This window comes from Pseudomonas sp. 9.3L (genome assembly GCF_058536285.1).
The window spans coordinates 3,139,169-3,158,917 of sequence record NZ_JBZUBK010000001.1 but is presented as its reverse complement, the minus strand read 5'-3'; the positions used below and the strand labels follow the sequence as shown (position 1 = coordinate 3,158,917).

15 protein-coding genes and 2 pseudogenes are annotated in these 19,749 nt (G+C 59.9%); 6 read left to right on the top strand and 11 right to left on the bottom strand.

Translation table 11 applies throughout. The annotated features are described in order from the left end of the window. Positions 1–13 precede the first annotated feature (13 nt). From AC4LE2_RS14480 to AC4LE2_RS14470, 3 genes are all read left to right on the top strand, one after another. Positions 14–865 carry a glycine betaine ABC transporter substrate-binding protein gene (locus AC4LE2_RS14480; RefSeq protein ID WP_491826421.1) on the top strand — a complete coding sequence of 284 codons (852 nt, stop codon included), beginning with the start codon at positions 14–16 and terminating at the stop codon, positions 863–865. A gap of 259 nt (positions 866–1,124) precedes the next feature. Further along, on the top strand, positions 1,125–1,436 hold the full coding sequence (locus tag AC4LE2_RS14475; protein ID WP_491826420.1) for a DUF485 domain-containing protein: 312 nt from the start codon (positions 1,125–1,127) through the stop codon (positions 1,434–1,436). Continuing rightward, the gene (locus AC4LE2_RS14470; protein WP_491826419.1) at positions 1,433–3,091 is read left to right on the top strand and encodes a cation acetate symporter; all 1,659 of its coding nucleotides are present in this window, start codon (positions 1,433–1,435) and stop codon (positions 3,089–3,091) included. The genes AC4LE2_RS14475 and AC4LE2_RS14470 overlap by 4 nt, the downstream gene beginning before the upstream one ends. A gap of 210 nt (positions 3,092–3,301) precedes the next feature. Here the strand turns inward: AC4LE2_RS14470 and AC4LE2_RS14465 are convergent, their stop codons facing one another. The 4 genes and pseudogenes from AC4LE2_RS14465 to AC4LE2_RS14450 all read right to left on the bottom strand — a co-directional run bounded on the left by AC4LE2_RS14465 (position 3,302) and on the right by AC4LE2_RS14450 (position 6,742). Continuing rightward, entirely contained in the window at positions 3,302–3,919 is a 618-nt protein-coding gene (locus AC4LE2_RS14465) for a GAD-like domain-containing protein (RefSeq protein WP_491826418.1), read from the bottom strand. 16 nt (positions 3,920–3,935) lie between these two features. Beyond that, positions 3,936–4,556, bottom strand: a pseudogene (locus AC4LE2_RS14460) (polymorphic toxin type 15 domain-containing protein); the annotation flags it as partial. 181 nt (positions 4,557–4,737) lie between these two features. Beyond that, positions 4,738–5,355, bottom strand: coding sequence for a GAD-like domain-containing protein (locus tag AC4LE2_RS14455; protein WP_491826417.1), 618 nt, complete (start codon positions 5,353–5,355; stop codon positions 4,738–4,740). Positions 5,356–5,372: 17 nt separating this feature from the next. Continuing rightward, a pseudogene (locus tag AC4LE2_RS14450) lies at positions 5,373–6,742 on the bottom strand (DUF6861 domain-containing protein). A 505-nt stretch (positions 6,743–7,247) separates the two neighbouring features. Here AC4LE2_RS14450 and AC4LE2_RS14445 point away from each other — a divergent pair. Beyond that, positions 7,248–9,284, top strand: a complete 2,037-nt coding sequence (locus AC4LE2_RS14445; protein ID WP_491826416.1) for a TonB-dependent receptor — start codon at positions 7,248–7,250, stop codon at positions 9,282–9,284. A 73-nt stretch (positions 9,285–9,357) separates the two neighbouring features. Here the strand turns inward: AC4LE2_RS14445 and AC4LE2_RS14440 are convergent, their stop codons facing one another. After that, positions 9,358–9,510, bottom strand: a complete 153-nt coding sequence (locus tag AC4LE2_RS14440) for a DUF3309 family protein (protein WP_225772438.1) — start codon at positions 9,508–9,510, stop codon at positions 9,358–9,360. A 196-nt stretch (positions 9,511–9,706) separates the two neighbouring features. Between AC4LE2_RS14440 and AC4LE2_RS14435 the strand changes: the two genes are divergently transcribed. Then, on the top strand, positions 9,707–10,036 hold the full coding sequence (locus tag AC4LE2_RS14435; protein ID WP_491826415.1) for a YnfA family protein: 330 nt from the start codon (positions 9,707–9,709) through the stop codon (positions 10,034–10,036). A gap of 168 nt (positions 10,037–10,204) precedes the next feature. Further along, a complete protein-coding gene (gene csrA, locus AC4LE2_RS14430) occupies positions 10,205–10,399 on the top strand; it encodes a carbon storage regulator CsrA (protein ID WP_491826414.1) in 195 nt (64 codons plus the stop codon). Here csrA and AC4LE2_RS14425 read toward each other — a convergent pair. The 6 genes from AC4LE2_RS14425 to mnmC all read right to left on the bottom strand — a co-directional run bounded on the left by AC4LE2_RS14425 (position 10,394) and on the right by mnmC (position 19,683). Further along, positions 10,394–10,636: a YheU family protein gene (locus tag AC4LE2_RS14425; RefSeq protein WP_491826413.1), complete on the bottom strand. Its 243-nt coding sequence runs from the start codon at positions 10,634–10,636 to the stop codon at positions 10,394–10,396. The two genes, csrA and AC4LE2_RS14425, sit on opposite strands and share 6 nt — an antisense overlap. A 75-nt stretch (positions 10,637–10,711) precedes the next feature. Continuing rightward, on the bottom strand, positions 10,712–11,887 hold the full coding sequence (locus AC4LE2_RS14420; protein WP_491826412.1) for an osmoprotectant NAGGN system M42 family peptidase: 1,176 nt from the start codon (positions 11,885–11,887) through the stop codon (positions 10,712–10,714). A gap of 90 nt (positions 11,888–11,977) precedes the next feature. Then, entirely contained in the window at positions 11,978–13,723 is a 1,746-nt protein-coding gene (gene ngg, locus AC4LE2_RS14415) for an N-acetylglutaminylglutamine synthetase (protein WP_491826411.1), read from the bottom strand. A 3-nt stretch (positions 13,724–13,726) separates the two neighbouring features. Next, complete coding sequence (locus AC4LE2_RS14410) at positions 13,727–15,499, bottom strand: N-acetylglutaminylglutamine amidotransferase (RefSeq protein WP_491826410.1); 1,773 nt, start codon at positions 15,497–15,499, stop codon at positions 13,727–13,729. Positions 15,500–15,783: 284 nt separating this feature from the next. After that, positions 15,784–17,610 carry a putative bifunctional diguanylate cyclase/phosphodiesterase gene (locus AC4LE2_RS14405; protein WP_491826409.1) on the bottom strand — a complete coding sequence of 609 codons (1,827 nt, stop codon included), beginning with the start codon at positions 17,608–17,610 and terminating at the stop codon, positions 15,784–15,786. A 90-nt stretch (positions 17,611–17,700) separates the two neighbouring features. After that, positions 17,701–19,683, bottom strand: coding sequence for a bifunctional tRNA (5-methylaminomethyl-2-thiouridine)(34)-methyltransferase MnmC2/FAD-dependent 5-carboxymethylaminomethyl-2-thiouridine(34) oxidoreductase MnmC1 (gene mnmC, locus AC4LE2_RS14400; protein WP_491826408.1), 1,983 nt, complete (start codon positions 19,681–19,683; stop codon positions 17,701–17,703). Between the last annotated feature and the right edge of the window lie 66 nt (positions 19,684–19,749).

Genomic DNA, 19,749 nt, shown 5'->3' with positions numbered 1-19,749 from the left:
AATAGGAGCGAAGATGAAAGCACAAAGACTATGGGGCGCAAGTGCGGCATTGGTGCTGGCGATGGGGTCGGGCTCAAGTTGGGCCAAGACTCAATTGGACATTGGCTATGTGGATGGATGGTCGGACAGCGTGGCCACCACCTTTGTGGCGGCGGAGATCATCAAGCAGCAGTTGGGCTATGACGTGAAGCTGCAGTCCGTAGCGACCGGGATCATGTGGCAGGGCGTCGCCACCGGCAAGCTGGACCTGATGCTCTCAGCGTGGCTGCCTGTTACTCACGGCGAGTATTGGGAAAAGAATAAAGACAAGGTGGTGGACTACGGCCCCAACTTCAATGACGCAAAAATCGGCTTGATCGTGCCTGAGTACGTCAAGGCCAAGAGCATTGCAGACCTGGCCACCGACGACAGCTTCGACAAGAAGATCGTGGGCATCGACGCAGGCTCTGGCGTGGTGATGAAGACCGATGAGGCTATCAAGGCCTATGGGCTGACGGGTTACAAATTAGTCACCAGTTCTGGCGCGGCCATGACCTCTGAATTGGGTCGTGCCTATCCCGAGCAAAAATCCATTGCAGTCACCGGCTGGAAGCCTCACTGGATGCTTGCCAAGTGGAAGCTGCGCTTCCTGGAAGACCCTAAAGGCATCTACGGCGCGGCCGAGCACGTAGACAGCGTAGGCAGCAAAGGCCTCGAAGCCAAGGCCCCGGAAGTAGTGGCATTCCTGAAAAAATTCACCTGGAAAGATGAAGTCGAAATTGGCGAAGTGATGCTGGCCATCCAGAACGGCGAGAAGCCCGAAGCCGCCGCCAAAGCCTGGGTTGCAGCCCACCCCGACCGCGTGAAGGACTGGACGGGTAAGTAAGTAGAGACGGCATCGGTAGAACCTGTGATGCCAATTCCCGTAGGAGACAACGCCAGTTGGCGAAACATACGCCAGGCCCTTTTCGCTAACTGCCGTTAGCTCCTACCCCATGACTGAGTCAATAACAGGCCCGACCTGCGTGGCCCGACCTGCGCGGCCCGACCCCACCTACACTTACGACTAAGGTCGTCTATTGTTCTCTGACCCTGGGCATACAGTAGCTATGTTCCACTCACTCCATGCTGCGGAGACAAAAACAATGAACGACAGCATTTACCTTACGATTCAGAACAACCCACGCTTCAAAGAACTGGTTGCCAAGCGAGAGCGTTTTGCCTGGATTCTTTCAGCCATCATGCTTGGGCTCTACGCAGCCTTTATCTTGTTGATTGCCTACGCGCCGCAGGTGCTAGGTACTCGGCTCAGCGCCGACTCATCCATCACCTGGGGCATCCCCATCGGGGTAGGGCTGATTCTCTCCGCTTTTGTGCTTACTGCCATTTACGTACGCCGCGCTAATGGTGAGTTCGACGCCATGAACCACGCCTTGCTCAAGGAGGTGCAGTCATGAGCCGCGGCCTTCTTGCGGTACTGGCCGGGATGGCCCTGGCGCCCTCGATCATGGCCGCAGACGCCCTGACCGGCGCGGTTCAAAAGCAGCCACTGAATGTCGCGGCCATTGTCATGTTCGTCGTGTTCGTGGGCGCCACCCTCTGCATCACCTATTGGGCCTCCAAGCGTAACCGCTCCGCGTCGGACTACTACGCCGCAGGCGGGCGTATTACCGGGTTCCAGAACGGCCTGGCCATCGCAGGCGATTACATGTCGGCGGCGTCCTTCCTGGGAATTTCCGCCTTGGTGTTCACCTCAGGCTACGACGGGCTGATTTACTCCATCGGCTTTTTGGTGGGCTGGCCGATCATCCTGTTCCTGATTGCCGAGCGGCTGCGTAATCTGGGCAAGTACACCTTTGCCGACGTGGCCAGCTACCGCCTCAAGCAAAAGGAAATCCGCACCCTGTCCGCCTGTGGCTCGCTGGTGGTGGTTGCGTTTTACCTGATTGCGCAAATGGTCGGTGCAGGCAAGCTGATCCAGTTGCTGTTTGGCCTGGACTACGCCGTGGCCGTTGTGCTGGTGGGTATCTTGATGTGCCTGTACGTGCTGTTTGGCGGCATGCTGGCTACCACCTGGGTGCAGATCATCAAGGCGGTACTGTTGCTGTCCGGGGCCAGTTTCATGGCCTTGATGGTGATGAAGCACGTGAACTTTGACTTCAATGCCCTCTTCGCCGAAGCGATCAAGGTCCACCCCAAGGGCGAGGCCATCATGAGCCCTGGCGGGCTGGTGAAAGACCCGATCTCTGCGTTCTCGCTGGGTTTGGCATTGATGTTCGGCACTGCGGGCCTGCCACACATCCTGATGCGCTTCTTCACGGTGAGTGACGCCAAGGAAGCCCGCAAGAGTGTGCTCTACGCCACTGGTTTCATCGGCTACTTCTATATCCTCACCTTCATCATCGGCTTTGGTGCCATTCTGCTGGTCAGTACCAACCCGGCGTTCAAGGATGCGGCAGGCGCTCTGCTGGGCGGCAACAACATGGCAGCGGTGCACCTGGCCAACGCAGTTGGGGGAAGCGTGTTCCTTGGGTTTATCTCCGCCGTGGCCTTTGCCACCATCCTGGCGGTCGTGGCCGGCCTCACCCTGGCGGGTGCTTCTGCCGTCTCTCACGACCTGTATGCCTCGGTGCTGAAAAAAGGCAATGCAAACGAGAAGGATGAGATCCGCGTGTCGAAGATCACCACCGTGGCCCTCGGCGTACTGGCCATTGGTTTGGGTATCCTGTTCGAGAAGCAGAACATCGCCTTCATGGTAGGCCTGGCGTTCTCCATTGCGGCCAGCTGCAACTTCCCGGTGCTGTTGCTTTCGATGTACTGGAAAAACCTCACGACTCGTGGCGCCATGATTGGTGGCTGGCTGGGGCTCGTCACGGCAGTAGGCTTGATGATTCTGGGGCCTACCATCTGGGTGCAGATCCTGGGCCACGCTACGCCTGTCTACCCGTACGAGTACCCCGCGCTGTTCTCCATCACCGTGGCCTTCGTGGGTATCTGGTTCTTCTCCATTACCGATAAGTCCAAGGCTGCCGAGGAAGAGCGGGCCAAGTTCTTCCCGCAATTCGTGCGTTCGCAAACCGGCCTGGGTGCTACGGGGGCGGTGTCCCACTGATTGCTCCCACGCGCCAATCGGCGCGTTCCAGGCAAACCTTGCGCGGCTAAGCTGTGCAAGGTTTGCCACCTCATCCCCTTGGACGCTGGCACTTTTCTGCCTCAAAGCATTCGAGTTTATCTAGCGGCACCGCAGATTGGGCTGTATGACGTGCGTAACTTGTGCCATTAGCGGGCCTCAGTGGGCCCGCTCCTTACCTCTAAGCTCATATCAGCTGTCTGAAAAACTGTAGGGTTCAAGCTCTGCGATTTGCGCGAGGAATGTCAGATGTTCTACCGCTTTTACTTTCTCAAGATGATCGAACGTTTCCGGCCCGCCTAACATCAGTGCAGGAACAAAGCCGTACATCTCGTCATGTTTTAGAGTGCCAAGCTTTTTCCGGGCCCGCTTAAACATACCTTCAAAATCGTTATACTCCACCTCCTTGGTTAATAAGAAATTTTGAATCCCTCTGTCCATGTCGTCCTTTTTTATTCCAAGATCTTGAATGACGCATCGAGAAAAAAGACTGGTTATTTTAAGTGAAGGGCCTGTGTTTTCTCCCCACAAATATAAATCGCCAAAAGCGCCACGGGCGATAAGGTGATAGTTATCGCGCTTTTCAATTTTCGTCCCCTCAATCCAGGAAGCCACTACCCCTTCGTACTCTTGTGGATTCACGATCCAAAAAATACCGTTGCCATAGCCACACCAGCCATGTTCAGCCCAGTACTCTAACAGTTGATTGGGCAGTTTTTCTCTATAGCGTTCAAAGCTTGAAGCTGGTACTTCCTGGCGATCCGTTGGCCCGCCAAAAGTATCTAAAAAGATAGAAAATACTTCGTCCATTAAATACCTCTGCTGATCAGCACTTATGTAAGGTTACGTTTAGAAAGGTTGCCTCCCTCATTGAGGCAGGTATGCTCTCGGCTGCATTCTTCAAGTTCCGAATTTTATTTCTCCACTGAGGGCCGATACTGGAATTTACTTGTCGGTCCCCAAAGTCGGCGATTATGTCTTTGCCCCCTGCGGTTAGATCAGGGTTATGTAGTCCTGCTAGGCTTGACATGGTTTTTCTGGTTTCTTCAAGCGCAGCAATTTTAGCGCTGCCTGGGCTCATTGTTTTTGAGAAATCTTCCTGTAAGCGCTCCTGCAACTTGGATCGCAAATCGTCACGCGCCCTCTGAGCAGCCGCTCTACTGCGCTTCACCGGATTAGCAATATTCTCCAGATACTCCTCAACCGTGAGCCGGTTCAGGCCATTTTCCTGGCCTTTGAGCTGCCGTTCAAACTCCCCAACCTTGGACGCTGGCAATTTATCTGCCTTGAAGCATTCAACCTGGTGCAGCGGCATGGTGTTTGGCGTGCCTTTGGCAGCCGCTTTGTCTTTTTCGTTCGAGCGATGCGGAGGCGTCTCGCCCTGGGGGCTGATTGCGCCTCGGCGGGGTTCGGGGGCTTTCAGGTCGGGGTGCTGTTTCAGGGCCTCTTATTGGCCAAGCGTTGCGCTGCGCTCGCTGCGTTACCCTCTAACGCACTCGAACATAAACCGCGTGCATGGATACACCAGAAAAGCACAGCGGCTCAGCTGTATGACGTCTGTAACCTATGCCGTTGGCGGGCCTAAACGGGCCCGCTCCTTAAGTGTAAGCGCCCTCTAACTTCACATGTCAGTCGTCTGAAAAGCTGTAGGGCTCAAGCTCTGCGATTTGCGCGAGGAATGTAAGGTGCTCGACCGCTTTTACTTTTTCAAGGTGATCGAACGTCTCCGGCCCACCTAACATCAGTGCAGGAACAAAGCCGTACATCTCGTCATGCTTTAGAGTGCCAAGCTTTTTCCGGGCCCGCTTAAACATACCTTCAAAATCGTTATACTCCACCCCCTTGGTTAATAAGAAATTTTGAATCCCTCTGTCCATGTCGTCCTTTTTTATTCCAAGATCTTGAATGACGCATCGAGAAAAAAGACTGGTTATTTTAAGTGAAGGGCCAGTATTTTCTCCCCATAAATATAAATCGCCAAAAGCCCCACGTGCGAGAAGGTGGTAGGTGTCACGTTTTTCAAGTTTTGTCCCTTCAATCCAGGAAGCCACTACCCCTTCGTACTCTTGTGGATTCACGATCCAAAAAATACCGTCACCATAGCCACACCAGCCATGTTCAGCCCAGTATTCTAACAGTTGATTGGGCAGCTTTCCTCTATAGCGTTCAAGGCTTGAAACTGGTACTTCCTGACGATCCGTTGGCCCATCAAATTTTTCTATAAATCTAGCAAATACTTTATCCATAATAGGCCCCTAGCTGATTAGCACTTATGTAAGGTTACGTTTAGAAAAGTCCCTTCCCTCATTGAGAGAGGTATATTTTCAGCTGCATTTTTCAGGTTCTGAATTTTATTTTTCCACTGAGGGCCGATGCTGGAATTTACTTGTCGGTCCCCAAAATCGGCGATTATGTCTTTACCCCCTGCAGTTAGGTCGGGATTATGTAGCCCTGCCAGGCTTGACATAGTTTTCTTGGCTTCTTTTATTGCCGCCGCTTCAGCATCAAATGGGCTCATTGTTTTTGAGAAATCTTCCTGGAAGCGCTCCTGCAACTTGGATCGCAAATCGTCACGCGCCCTCTGAGCAGCCGCTCTACTGCGCTTCACCGGATTAGCAATATTCTCCAGATACTCCTCAACCGTGAGCCGGTTCAGGCCATTCTCCTGGCCTTTGAGCTGGCGTTCAAACTCCCCAACCTTGGACGCTGGCAATTTATCTGCCTTGAAGCATTCAACCTGGTGCAGCGGCATGGTGTTTGGCGTGCCTTTGGCAGCCGCCTTGTCTTTTTCGTTCGGGTGATGCGGGGGCGTCTCGCCCTGGGGGCTGATTGCGCCTCGCCGGGGTTCGGGGGCTTTCAGATCAGGGTGCTGTTTCAAGGCATCTTCATGCTTGACCATCCATTGGCCAAGCGTTGCGCCGCGCTCGCTGCGGCGCATCTCGCTGGCCAGCACAGAGGCGTTGCCACGGCCTCGTGTGAGGTACGCCACCATTGCGCTCAGTAGCAGCACCACAACGGCTTCATGGGACAGGGCAATGTTCCATGCGCCTTGTTGCGCGGACATTTCGTCGCTGGAAAACCCGCCCAGCGGGTTGCCGGTGCGCTCTTGCGGACCATTCCAGGCGGTGGAGATCCCTCGCAGGTAGCCGGTGGCGATGGGCTTCAAGCCGTCTGTGAAGAACTCAGCGAGTGAGGCCAGCCCCAGCACGCCCAGAATCCAGGTGCCTGCCTGCACCCCCACTGCCGCGCCTGCCGCCGCCCCTGGGAAGGCGCCCACGCCACCGGCCAATAAGCCGACCCCACCCCGATCGTGGCGCCGGTCAACACGCTGCCGATGATGATCATGGCCATGTCGGTGACGGCGCTGATCAGTTCGTCGAGGATGCTGCGAATATCGAGGTCGGAAAAGCGTTTCAAGAGGTTGTCGGCAGCCATGCGTTCGGCCAGGTTACAAGCGCGGCGAACGCACCTGATCCGGCGAACGATCAGCTCCACACTGGGTGCTTGTAACGAGCTGCTCGCGCTGATGGGGCTTGTGCTGGCGTTGCGATCGTATGCGCTGCGCGTGCCGGTTAGGCGATCTGCGTAGAACTCGATATCGATCCAACGGGGGATGTTGCTCCATAGAGGCATTGACCGCTCCTGCGTTCAGATAGGCTGCAAACCTAAGCGCTGAGCGTTGCCCTGTCAAAAGCGATGTGGGGAATTTGTGCCTTGGGAGGCCATAAGCGCCGTGAAGGCTGAGCTGGATCAAGGCGCGCGGCTGAGGCGACGTAAACCGTAGCAGCCGGCCTTGGCCGCGACCAGCACCAACCCCGTGGCGTGGCCGGTCGCCAGCAAGCTGGGCTGCTACGGGTGCCGCGAGGACGTAGACCGTAGCAGCCGGCCTTGGCCGCGACCGGACTCAACGCCGTGGTGCCGCCGGTCGCCAGCAAGCTGGGCTGCTACGGGTGCCGCGAGGACGTAGACCGTAGCAGCCGGCCTTGGCCGCGACCGGATTCCATAAAAGACTTCAGTAGTGCATTGTGCTAAATATGTTATACCATAACATTTCAAGCACTAGGCCTAGCAGTGTGTCTTCTGCGGGGCGTGCAGGTCAGTCGACGGGCCTGTGACCCCCGCTTTCATGGAAACCGGCATGTTCAACCAATCAAGGACTGTTCTTGGGCCACTGTCGCCCTTGGCGATCGCACTCGTTATCGCTCATCCCGCATACGCGGCCGATGCCGTGGACTTAAGCCCCGTGGTCATTACAGCCAACCCTTTGGGCAGTGCCCAAGTAGCGGCCCCAAGCACGGTAGTGGAAGGCGATGCCTTGACTCTTCAGCAAAAAGGCAGCCTGGGCGAAACCCTCAAACATGAGCCCGGAGTGTCATCCTCCTACTTTGGCCCAGGCGCCAGCCGACCTATCATTCGCGGGTTGGATGGCGACCGTATCCGGTTGCTGCGCAACGGTGTGGGCGCCTTGGACGCCTCGTCCCTGTCGTACGACCACGCTGTGCCGCTGGACCCGGTCAACGTTGATCGGATCGAAATCGTGCGAGGCCCTGCAGCGTTGCTCTATGGGGGCAGTGCCATTGGCGGGGTAGTCAATACCTTCGATAACCGTATTCCCACCGAGGCCATCGAAGGCATTCAGGGTGCAGGCGAGCTGCGGTATGGTGGCGCTGACACGACTCGCAGCCGCGCGGGCAAGCTGGAGGCGGGCAATGGCGCTTTTGCCTTACACCTGGACGCCAACAGCCGCGAGTTCAACGACCTGCGCATTCCAGGCTATGCCCGTACCGGCGAGCAGCGGGCGCTTGAGCCTGAAGCCGACCGCAAGCATCGCCTGGGTAACAGTGATGGCCGCCAGGATGGCGGGGCAGTCGGGGGCAGCTACACCTGGGACCACGGCTATGCGGGCCTGTCCTATAGCAACTACGACTCCAACTACGGCTCACCGGCCGAGCAGGGCGTGCGCATCCGCATGCAACAGGACCACTACGCCTTCGCGTCGGAGCTGCGCGACCTGGAAGGGCCATTTAGCTCGGTGAAGCTGGATGCCGGGTATACCGACTACGAGCACCGGGAAATCGAAGACGGCGAAGTGGGCACGGTATTCAAGAACAAAGGGTACGAGGCGCGCGTGGAAGCCAGGCATCAGCCGTTGGGCCCGATCAACGGTGTGGTAGGCGCCCAAGTGAGCCGCAGCGAGTTTTCCGCGCTGGGCGAAGAGGCCTTCGTACCCCAGACCGATACCGACGCTGCGGCGCTGTTTATCCTGGAAGAGTGGCAGGCGACTGACCGCCTCAAGGCCACGCTGGGCGGCCGCTTGGAACACACCACTGTTGACCCTGACGGCGCGGGCAATGACCGGTTCGCCGCAGCAAATCGCTCCAGCAGCTTTACTGCAGGCAGCCTGTCCACAGGGGCGGTGTACACCCTGACGCCCACCTGGGCGCTGGCAGCCACCTTGAGCTATACCGAGCGCGCACCTACCTTCTACGAGCTGTATGCCAATGGCGCCCATGTAGCGACCGGCACCTATGAAGTAGGTGACCCTGGGCTGGAAAAAGAAAAGGCTGTGAGCGCCGACCTGGCGCTGCGCTTTGATAACCAGGTACACAAGGGCAGCATTGGCGTGTTCTACAGCCACTTTTCCAACTACATCGGCTTGCTCAGCAGCGGGCGTACGCTGGGGGAGGAAGGTGAGGAGGCCGCAGAGGGCATTCCTGAGTACACCTATTCAGGCGTGCGGGCCCGCTTTGCCGGCATTGAAGCGCAGGATCATTGGGCGCTGGGTGATACCCGCTATGGCAGCTTCGCGCTTGAAGTCTCGGCCGATTACACCCGCGCCCAAAACCTGGACACCGGTGAGCCCTTGCCGCGCATTGCCCCGCTTCGTGTTGATACAGGCCTACTGTGGAATAAAGACGCCTGGCAGGCGCGCATTGACGTAGAACATGCCAGCAGCCAGCACCGGGTGCCCGATAACGAAGGCGATACCGACGGCTATACCACCTTGGGTGCCAGTGTGGGGTATGGGTTCGATATCGGCAGCAGCCGTTGGCTGGCATTCGTGGACGCAGACAACCTCACCAACCAGACGGTGCGCTACGCCAGCTCGATCTTGCGTGACATCGCCCCGGCAGAAGGCCGTAGCCTGCAAGTAGGGTTGCGTACAACGTTCTGAAACACAACCCCGAGGGTGGGAAGCCACCGCTCGGGGTTGTGTTTATTCCGGTATCACGCTCAACGCACAGGTGCTAGATCTTCCCGAGTAGCACAAGGATCAGCAGGATAACCAGCACAGTACCGATGATGCCCGACGGCCCGTAGCCCCAGCTGCGCGAGTGCGGGAAGACAGGTAGACCACCGATCAGGAGCAGAATCAGAATGATGATGAGTATGGTGCCCATGGCGGCTTCCTTAGTGAGGTCCTTCGCGGCACAGGCCGCTGGTGGGGCGGGCCAAGAATACCGCCCGCTTGGGTTATACGAACATCAGGGGCGCAAAAAGTTTGAAAGAATGTTTCTAGGGCGCGCATGCCGATCCGAGTTACGCGCAACGACTGGCGTATGCTTTGCGCTTTACGACTGATCGAAGGGGCCTGCCGTGCTCAACTACCTGTGGTTTGCCCTGGCGGCTGTGTTCGAGATCGCTGGCTGCTATGGCGTTTACCTTTGGCTGAGGGTGGGCAAAGGGCCTGGCTGGGCGGTAGCGGGTGGGTTAAGCCTGGCATGCTTTGCGTTGCTGCTTACCCGTGTAGAAGCCAGCTATGCCGGGCGGGCGTACGCAGCCTATGGCGGTATCTATGTCGCGGCCTCACTAGGGTGGCTGGCGGTGGTAGAGCGCAGCCGGCCGCTATGGACGGACTGGCTAGGGGCCGGCCTATGTGTGCTGGGTGCCACGCTGGTGTTGTTTGGGCCGAAGTGGTCGGCCTAGCACCCTGTTCTTGAGCGCTAATGGGCAAAAAACCGTTTGAAGTGGTTCCACTATCTTGTAGGAAAGTGTCCAATTTTCACTTCAATCACCTGATTATGACGTGACTGCGTTGAACCCCTCGCGCGTACAGGGCAGGCTCACCTTTCCAACCAAGAAAGGACGCTAGCCATGCTTGTACTGACCCGAACAGTCGGTGAGGAAATCGTTATCGGCGATAACATCCGTATCAAAATCCTTTCGGTCAGCGGCAGCCAGGTGAGGCTGGGCATCGCCGCGCCAAGAAAGGTGGAAGTGCACCGTTCGGAAATCTACAAACGCCTGCAATCGGAGCGCCTGGATAAAGTGGCGGCCTCAAGCTTATGAAGGGTTCAGGTCGTCCAGCAGCTCTGCGGGCACATCGTGGCGGGCCAGTAACTGACACTGTTGGCTCTCCAGGTCGAACAGGATAAAGGCCTGACCCTTGGCCAAGGCCTGCCTCACCCTTAGCACGCGTGTCTGCAAAGGCGTTTCGTCGCCATTGTCAGTGCCATCGCGGGTCACGAAGTCTTCGATCAACCGGGTCAGGGTATCGGGGTCAAGTTGCTCGTAAGGAATCAGCAAGGGCGTCGCACCGTGAGTGAAGAGCGCCCAGCTTACCGTAATGGCTGGGCGCGGGTGGTCACAGGCCGACGGGTATCACTTGCCGATCACCTCATCCACGGTAGGCACTCGGGTGTCACTTTCCATGTGGGTGTCGTGTTCGATCTGCTTGCTGAAGTTGCTCAGCGAGGCATGGGCTGGGTCCGCGTCGCTCGCAAACACCGGCGGGCTGAGCATGTATGCCGTCAATAAACGGCTCAGGGCTGCCAGGCTGTCGATATGGGTGCGCTCGTAGCCATGGGTGGCGTCGCAACCGAAGGCCAGCAGGGCCGTCCGGGTATCATTGCCGGCCATGATCGCCGAGTGAGCGTCGCTGTAGTAATAGCGGAACAAGTCTCTGCGTACAGGCAGGGCATTGTCGTCGCCCAACCGAAGCAAATGCCGCGACAAATGATAGTCATACGGCCCGCTGGAATCCTGCAAGGCCACACTCACGGCATGTTCGCTGGAATGTTGCCCAGGGGCGACCGGGGCGATATCCACACCCACGAATTCGCTCACGTCCCAGGGGAGCGCGCCCGCTGCACCTGATCCGGTTTCTTCGGTGATGGTGAAGATCGGATGGCAGTCGATCAAGGGCTCGCTTTTGCTGTCCACGATGGCCTTGAGCGCTGCCAGCACCGCCGCTACGCCGGCTTTATCATCCAGGTGCCGGGCGCTGATGTGGCCACTGTCGGTAAATTCAGGCAGGGGGTCGAACGCAACGAAGTCGCCAATGTTCACGCCCAACGCCTCGGCGTCGGCGCGGGTGGACGAGTAGGCATCCAGCCTCAGCTCTACGTGGTCCCAGCTAATGGGAAGTTCATCGACTGCGGTGTTGAAGGCATGCCCAGAGGCCATCAGGGGTAAAACGCTGCCGCGCACGATGCCGGTGTCGGTGAATACGCTCACCCGGCTACCTTCGGCAAAGCGGCTGGACCAGCAGCCTACTGGCGCCAAACCGAGGCGGCCGTTGTCTTGAATCACGCGCACGATGGCCCCAATGGTGTCCAAGTGCGACGATACGGCGCGGTCAGGCGAGCTGCGTTTGCCTTTAAGCGTGGCGCGCAGCGTGCCACGGCGGGTCAGTTCATAAGGGATACCCAGTGTATCCAGGCACTCGGCCACGTAACGCACAATGGTATCGGTAAAGCCGGTGGGGCTTGGAATGGCCAGCATTTCAAGCAGTACCTTGCGCAGATAATTCATATCCGGCTCGGGGATAGTAGACATCAATGGGCTCCTCGAGGTACTTGAGGCAGCAGGGCGCCGTGTGGGCACCCTGCTGCAGTGGATAAGCCTAGGACCAGGCCGTCCAGGCATTCAGCGCACAGGCTGTACATGTGGGAACAGCAAATCGATGAAGCGTTCCGCTGTGGGGCGGGGCTCATGGTTGGCCAGGCCTACGCGCTCGTTAGCTTCGATAAACACATAGTCAGGTTGGTCTGCGGCAGGCACGAGCAGGTCCATACCCACCACAGGAATGTCCAGGGCTCGTGCGGCCTGGATGGCCGCATCGCGCAGTACCGGGTGAAGGCTGTCGGTAACGTCTTCCAGATGGCCGCCGGTGTGCAGGTTGGCAGTCTTGCGCACTACTAGCGTTTCGTCCTTGGGCACAATGCTGCTGTAGTCATAGCCTGCGGCCTTGACGGTGCGCTCGGTTTCAGCGTCCAGCGGAATCCGGCTCTCGCCTCCCGTCGCGGCTTGCCGACGACGGCTCTGGGCTTCGATCAGTTCGCGCACCGAGTAATGGCCGTCACCCACCACTTGGGCGGGGCGGCGGATGGCAGCGGCCACCACTTCAAAGCCAATGACCACGATGCGCAGGTCTGCGCCTTCGTGGAAGCTCTCCAGCAGCACCTGTCTGTCGTACTGACGAGCCGTCTCGATGGCAGCCTGGACCTCTTCCAGGGTGCGTAGGTCTACGGCCACGCCCAAGCCTTGCTCGCCATCCAGAGGCTTGACCACAACACGGCCATGCTCTTCGAGGAAGTCCTGGTTGTCATCGGCACTGGCGGCCAACTGTTGTGCGGGCAGCGATACCCCGGCGGCGGCCAGGGTTTTGTGGGTCAGGCTCTTGTCCTGGCACAGCATCACGCTGACGGCGCTGGTGAGGTCGGAAAGCGACTCCCGGCAGCGAATACGCCGGCCACTGTGGCTGAGGGCAAAAAGCCCATACTCGGCGTCGATCACCTGCACGTCGATGCCGCGCCGGTAGGCTTCGTCGACGATGATGCGCGCATAGGGGTTAAGCTCCTCCGTAGGGCCAGGGCCCAGGAACAGCTTATGGTTGATCACGTTCTTGCACTTCACCGCGAAGGTGGCCAGCGTGCGAAAGCCCAACTTGGCGTAGAGGTTCTTGGCCAGGCGATTGTCGTGCATCACAGACAAGTCGATGAACGCCAGGCCACGGCTCATGAAGTGTTCTACCAAGTGGCGCACCAGTACCTCGCCAACACCTGGGCGGGTGCATCGGGGGTCGACCGCCAGGCACCAGAGGCTGCTGCCGTGCTCGGGGTCCTGAAACGCGGTGCGGTGGTTCAAGCCCATCACGCTGCCGATGACCGAACCGTCCGCTTCATCCTCGGCCAGCCAATACACCGGGCCACCCTGGTGGCGAGGCGTCAAGTGCGCCGGGTCCACAGGCATCATGCGCCGTTTACGGTAGAGCTGGTTGATCGCCTCCCAGTCATGCTCCGTGCAGGCCCGGCGGATGCGAAACCCACGAAACACGCGCTGCGCCGGGCGATAGTCGCTAAACCACAGGCGCAGCGTATCGGAGGGGTCGAGGAACAATTGCTGAGGGGCTTGGGCCAGCACCTGCTGTGGGGCGGCCACATAGAGTGCGATGTCCCGCTCCCCCGGCTGCTCCTTGAGCAATTCGCCGGCCAAGGCCTGTGGGGAGGCCCAGGTGTGGCCCATAAGCAAGCGGCCCCAGCCGCAGTGCAAAGGGCGCGGGGCGCTGGCCGGGGGCAGGCCGTCCTCGGCGCACATGGCCTGGAGCCGCTCATAGGACGGCGGCTGACCACGTTGCAGGCGCTGGCTCAAGGAGTGCGGGTACGCTTTCATGAATCAGAGCCCCTGTTCAGTAAGCCATAGGTTCAACGCGGCCAACTGCCATAGCTTAGAGCCACGCAACGGCGTTAATTGGCCATGCGGGTCAGTCAGCAAGGCGTCGATGCGCGCGGGGTTGAACAGCCCGCGGTCTTGGCTGGAGTCGGTCAACAAGTCGCGTACCCACCCTAGGGTAGCGCCCTCCAGGTGTTTGAGGCCTGGCACAGGGAAATAACCCTTCTTGCGGTCGATCACCTCGCTGGGAATTACCCGCCGCGCGGCTTCCTTCAATACCTGCTTGCCGCCGTCGGGCAGCTTGAAGCGCCCAGGCACCCGTGCCGACAGCTCTACCAACCGGTAATCGAGGAAGGGTGTGCGGGCTTCAAGGCCCCAGGCCATGGTCATGTTGTCCACGCGCTTGACCGGGTCCTCTACCAGCATCACGGTGCTGTCCAGTCGCAAGGCCTTGTCCACGGCAGCCTCGGCGCCAGGCATCGCGAAATGATTACGCACGAAGTCACCCGCCACGTCGCTGCCCAGGCGCCACGTTGGCTGCACGGTGTCGGCGTAGTCGGCGTAGTCGCGGTCGAAAAACGCCTTGCGGTACGCGGCGAAGGGGTCGGCGGCGCCGTCTACTTGCGGGTACCAGTGGTAACCGGCAAACAGCTCGTCTGCACCCTGGCCGCTTTGCACTACCTTGCAGTGACGCGCCACTTCCCGCGACAGCAGGTAAAAAGCGATGCAGTCGTGGCTGACCATTGGCTCGCTCATGGCGCGGAAGGCAGCGGGCAGTTGCTCGATGATTTCGTGTTCGCCAATACGCAATTGGTGGTGACGCGTGCCGTAGTGCCGGGCGATCAGGTCCGAGAACTCGAATTCGTTGCCGCGTTCGCCCCCTGCATCGTCAAAGCCTATGGAGAAGGTCAGCAAGTTGTCGACGCCCGCTTCGCGCAGCAAACCCACCAGCAGGCTGGAATCCACACCACCCGACAACAGCACGCCTACGTCTACTGCGGCCCGTTGGCGAATGGCAACGGCCTCGCGGGTAGCGTCAAGCACGCGGTCAGTCCAGCCCTCAAGGTCCAGGCCGCGCTCGTCGTCATGGGGGCCGTAGGGCAGGGTCCACCAGGTTTTTTCTTCCGTGCGGCCGTCCGCCTCAATGCGCATCCAGGTCGCTGCCGGTAGCTTCTGCACGTTGGCCAGCAGCGTACGTGGCGCGGGAACCACTGCATGGAAGTTCAGGTAGTGGTTCAGCCCCACTGGGTCCAGCACGGGGTCGATGTCCCCGCCCTTGAGCAGCGCTGGCAACGTGGAAGAAAACCGCAAGCGGTTGCCGGTGCGTGACAGGTAGAGAGGCTTGACGCCCAGACGGTCGCGGGCCAGGAACAGCCGCTGGCTGTCGCGCTCCCACACGGCAAAGGCAAACATGCCGTTGAGCTTGGGCAACAGGGCTTCGCGCCAGGCATGATAACCCTTGAGCAGCACTTCGGTATCGCCATCGGAGTAGAAGCTATAGCCCAAGGCTTCAAGCTCTTTGCGCAGCTCAGGGTAGTTGTAGATGGCGCCGTTGAAAGCCATCGCCAGGCCCAGTTGGCCATCGACCATCGGCTGCGCGGAGCAATCTGACAGGTCCATGATTTTCAGCCGACGGTGCCCGAGGGCCACTGGGCCCTGGCTATGGAAGCCCCAGGCGTCAGGGCCACGGGGGGCCAGGTGATGGGTAATGCGTTCGATGGCGCCCAGGTCGGCGGGTTGACGATCGAAACGAAGCTCTCCTGCGATTCCACACATGGTGCAACAACCTTTTGCTATCAGCGTTTAGCGCTACTGGGGGCCGCGCATGGGCGGTCAGAGGCAAGGCGCAAGGTCGCCCGGTATAAATAGCCAGGCTGCGAAAGGTGTCATGCCAGTAGCGCGCGGCCCTGCCTGGCGCGCTGGTTGAAGCGTCACCACAGCAGGGGCATGGGTTTTGGAGGGGGGGAGGGCAGGATCGTTCCATTCGGGGTAGGCGGCAGGGGCTTACACCCCTTGGCCTATACCCTCTGACTTACCGTCCCTGACTTACCGTCCCTGACTTACCGTCCCTGACTTACCGTCCCTGACTTACCGTCCGTGTCGGGAGGTGTGACGGTCAGAGGGCGCGCGGCACGCCAGGTTTCCAACAGGGTCAGCTCCATGGGGCGTGCCAGGAAAAACCCTTGCACTTCATGACAGCCTGCTTCGCGTAGCACTTCGAGGGTATCAGCGGCCTCGATGCCCTCGGCCACGATGCGGTAACCCAAGCGCTGGCCCAAGCCGATCAGGGTTTCTACCAGGCGGCGGTCTCGCTCGTCGGTGGTTACGTTGCAGATCATCGAGCGGTCGAGCTTTACCGCCGTGGCCGGTAGCTGGCGCAGGTACGTCCAATTGCTGTAGCCGGTACCGAAGTCGTCGATGGCCACGTCGATACCCACGCTGCGCAAACGCTCCAATTGTTCGCGCACCAGCTCAGGGCTTTGGCACAGCGCGCTTTCGGTGAATTCCAGCTCCAGCAGCGAGGGTGGCAAGCCATGCTCGGCCAGCAGTTTTAGCAGGTTGTCGGTGAACGGGGCGCCATCGAGGTCTTCAGCGGACACGTTCACCGACACCTTCAAGCTTTTACCCGCACGGTGCCACTGAGTCGCCTGGGCTACTGCCTGCCGGATCACCCAGAGGCTCAGCGGCCGAATCATGGAGGTGCGTTCGGCCAGGGGGATAAACTCCCCAGGGCTGACTGCGCCTAAAAACGGGTGCTCCCAGCGCAAAAGCGCTTCTACCGAGAGCAAGGCGCCATTCTGTGCATCGAAGCGCGGCTGGTACACCAATCGAAGTTGGTCAGGCCGTTGCAACGCTTCGGCCAACGCGCTCAGCAGCATGAACGCCCGCTGCTGCACGCGGGCCAGGCCCGAATCGTACCAGCCCCAGCCTTTGGCCTTGATGCGGGCATCGTCCGATGCGCTCACCACCATGCGCAGCCAGTCCGGAAGGTTGGCCGGGTTGTTGGCCAGCTCAATGGCGCCGATACCGATCTGGGTTTGTATGGGAATGCCGTTGCACATCAGCGGGCGCTTGAAGCGCTGGGCAATGCTGGCGAACACCGATTCGGTTTCCGACCCGCGTCCACCGGACAGGAAGAACCCAAAGCGGGTCTGGCTGATGCGGTAAATAGCCGTGTGAGCAGGCAGTACGGCTTGCAGCTGCTCGTGCATGGCCAGCATCAGGTCTTGGGAAAACTGATACCCCAAGGCTTTGACGATGTCGTTGAGCATCTGTGGGGACACCATGTCGATGGCAACCAGCGAGTGAGCGTTCTCGCCACGACGCTCGGCAATGTCTTGCTCCAACCGAGTGCGGTTAAGCATGCCGGTCTGTTGATCACGGAAATGGAAATTGCGCAGGCTGGCAATGCGCTGCATCACCAGAGAGCCAAAGCGCCGCAGGGCCTGCCGCTCGCGAGGGGTCAAGGCAGGGCGAGGCTCGCTATCGATGATGCATAGGCTGCCAAGCCCCAGCCCTTCCTCAGTGATTAAGGGCACCCCGGCGTAGAACCGGATGTGTGGTGCTCCTGTTACCAATGGGTTGTTCTTGAAGCGGCTGTCCAGAGAGGCGTCTTCGACCACGAACAACTCATCTGAAAGGATTGCGTAGCCGCAGAAGGAGATATCCCTGGGGGTTTGATTGACGACCAGCCCACGCTGGGCCACGAACCATTGCCGTTGCTCTTCCAAAATGGCGATTAAGGCAATAGGTGCGTTGAAATAGGATTGCACCAACGCAACGATGTCGTCGAACACCGGGTCGCCGACGTTTTCAAGAGGGCTCAGCTCGGCGGCGCGACAGAGCCGGGCTGCTTCGTTGATGGGCGTGGGTGCTGGTTGCGTCATCGTCTATCTTCCAAGGCGGGTGGAAATACCCTTCCGTGATATCAAAGTGCCCATTTATGCTACAGGTAATCGGCCGCCCTGGCGTAATCTTCAGCCGCCATCGGTCGGCTTGCCTGCAGGCCCTTTGCTCAGCGAGCGCACGCCGAAGCGGTTCGGGTGGCAGGCGTGGGCAACGTCCTGGGCCACGGGCAGGGGCTCGCCGCTCAGCCAGGCGGCGATCATTTCGCCGGCCAGCGGCGCGGTAATCAGGCCGCGCGAGCCATGGCCACTGTTCACCCAGAGGCCAGGCAACCAGGGGCAGGGTTCGGTGACCGGTGCACGTGCGTTGTGACGCAGCGCCTGGTAAGTAGTGGTAAAGGCTTTGGCGGCCGCCACGGGGCCCACGATGGGCAGGTAGTCCGGGCTGGTACAGCGCAGGCCCACCCGGCCTTTCAAGGCCTCAGCCGCAGGGGGCGCCAAGCGCTCGGCCAATTCGGGCGAGATGCCGCGCAGCAGTTCGAGGTTATGCCGGTGTTCAGGTGTGCTGGGTTCACTGTCCAGGCGCTGGAAGTCAAAACTGGCGCCCAGCGTATGCTCACCCAGGCGCGCGGGCGCGACGTACCCTTCTGCACACACCACTGTGGCCAGCGCGCTACTGGCCGGCGTTTCCGGCAGCGCGGTGATTTGCCCGCGTATGGGCTTGAGTGGCAAGTGCGCCGTGGGCTCGAATGCCTTCACCTGTGCAGCGCACGCCAGCACCACCACTGGCGCGCTGGCCACCAGCCGCTCCCCTGCATACGCCTGCCAGCGGTCGTCGCGGCGTGACAGGCGCAGCACTTCGTGATGGGTGACCACCTGAATAGACGGATGATCGGCCAGCAGTGCGCACAGGGCCGGTGGGTGTACCCAGCCTCCCTCCGGGAACCACAGGCCGCCGATGGGCAGCGGCACACCGGCACGCTGGCTGGCCTGTTCGGCACTGACTTCTTGCAACAGGCCTGGGGCAAAGGCTTCGGCCAGCGCCGCCTGGCGGGTGGCTTCGCGAGCGTCGGTGGCCAATTGCAGCACACCGCAGTCCGCCCAGTCGCGGCCTCGCTGCAGGCGCTCCAGCAGGCGCCGGGTGTAGCCAAAGCCACCGACGATGAGCCGTGACAAGGCAGTGCCATGGGCGGACAACTTCAGGTACAGCACCCCTTGTGGGTTGCCCGAGGCCTCGCTGGCCAGGTGCGCGTTACGCTCTACCAAGGTGACCTGCCAGCCCCGTGCTGCCAGGCTGGCCGCCGTGGCGCACCCTGCCAGCCCCGCACCGATGACCAAGGCCTCCCGCGGGCCTGGTACCGGCGGTGGCGAGGCAAACCATGGCTTGCCGGGGGCTGCGGGCGCACCAATGAACTCGCCGCGCATGATTTCCCATTTCTTCCCCTGGCCAGGCAAGCGCTTCATTTTAAAGCCCACGGCCGTCAGGCCCCGGCGAACGGCACCCGCCGCGCTGAAGGTGCCCAACGTCGTCCCTGGCGCTGACAATCGCGCCACTTCGGCAAACAGTTCGGGCGTCCACATATCGGGGTTCTTCGCCGGGGCGAAGCCGTCCAGAAACCACGCATCTACACCGGCCTGAGCCTGGCTTAATTGGGTGCTCGCATCGCCGACCAACAGGGTCAGGGTCACGCGCCCCTGGGCAAATACCAGGCGCTGCGGCCCATCGTGCAGGGCGTGGTAGGCGCTTAGCAACGCGCTGGCCCAAGGGGCCAGGTCGGGCCACAAGCTCAAGGCGCGGCGCAGGTCTGGCAGCGTAAGCGGGTATTTTTCCGTGCTGAGCATATGCAGCCGCGCGCCCTTCGGGGCATTGGCGTCGAACAGGCGCCAGGCGCACAGGAAATTCAAACCCGTGCCAAAGCCCGTTTCCCCGATCACCAGGCATTCACCCTCGGCCATTTGGGTGAACCGCGCTTCCAGGCGATTTTGCTCCAGGAACACATAGCGTGTTTCTTCCAGGGCGGCTTGGCTTGAGTAGTACACGTCGTCGAAGGCAAGAGAGCGTGGCTGGCCGTTTTCATCCCAGTCGAGCTGGGCGCAGCGGGTAGGGGCGGGCATAGGCGCTGATAGGGTTCTGGTAAGACGGGCGAGTATTCTGGCATACCCCGCGGTCAAGATAAGCAG

Bases quoted from the DNA above. Each gene is read 5' to 3' on its own strand.
- AC4LE2_RS14455 (WP_491826417.1), bottom strand. From the start codon at position 5,355: ATGGATAAAGTATTTGCTAGATTTATAGAAAAATTTGATGGGCCAACG.
- AC4LE2_RS14440 (WP_225772438.1), bottom strand. From the start codon at position 9,510: ATGGGCACCATACTCATCATCATTCTGATTCTGCTCCTGATCGGTGGT.
- csrA (WP_491826414.1), top strand. From the start codon at position 10,205: ATGCTTGTACTGACCCGAACAGTCGGTGAGGAAATCGTTATCGGCGAT.
- AC4LE2_RS14410 (WP_491826410.1), bottom strand. From the start codon at position 15,499: ATGTGTGGAATCGCAGGAGAGCTTCGTTTCGATCGTCAACCCGCCGAC.
- mnmC (WP_491826408.1), bottom strand. From the start codon at position 19,683: ATGCCCGCCCCTACCCGCTGCGCCCAGCTCGACTGGGATGAAAACGGC.
- AC4LE2_RS14470 (WP_491826419.1), top strand. From the start codon at position 1,433: ATGAGCCGCGGCCTTCTTGCGGTACTGGCCGGGATGGCCCTGGCGCCC.
- AC4LE2_RS14480 (WP_491826421.1), top strand. From the start codon at position 14: ATGAAAGCACAAAGACTATGGGGCGCAAGTGCGGCATTGGTGCTGGCG.
- ngg (WP_491826411.1), bottom strand. From the start codon at position 13,723: ATGAAAGCGTACCCGCACTCCTTGAGCCAGCGCCTGCAACGTGGTCAG.
- AC4LE2_RS14420 (WP_491826412.1), bottom strand. From the start codon at position 11,887: ATGTCTACTATCCCCGAGCCGGATATGAATTATCTGCGCAAGGTACTG.
- AC4LE2_RS14465 (WP_491826418.1), bottom strand. From the start codon at position 3,919: ATGGACGAAGTATTTTCTATCTTTTTAGATACTTTTGGCGGGCCAACG.
- AC4LE2_RS14445 (WP_491826416.1), top strand. From the start codon at position 7,248: ATGTTCAACCAATCAAGGACTGTTCTTGGGCCACTGTCGCCCTTGGCG.
- AC4LE2_RS14475 (WP_491826420.1), top strand. From the start codon at position 1,125: ATGAACGACAGCATTTACCTTACGATTCAGAACAACCCACGCTTCAAA.
- AC4LE2_RS14405 (WP_491826409.1), bottom strand. From the start codon at position 17,610: ATGACGCAACCAGCACCCACGCCCATCAACGAAGCAGCCCGGCTCTGT.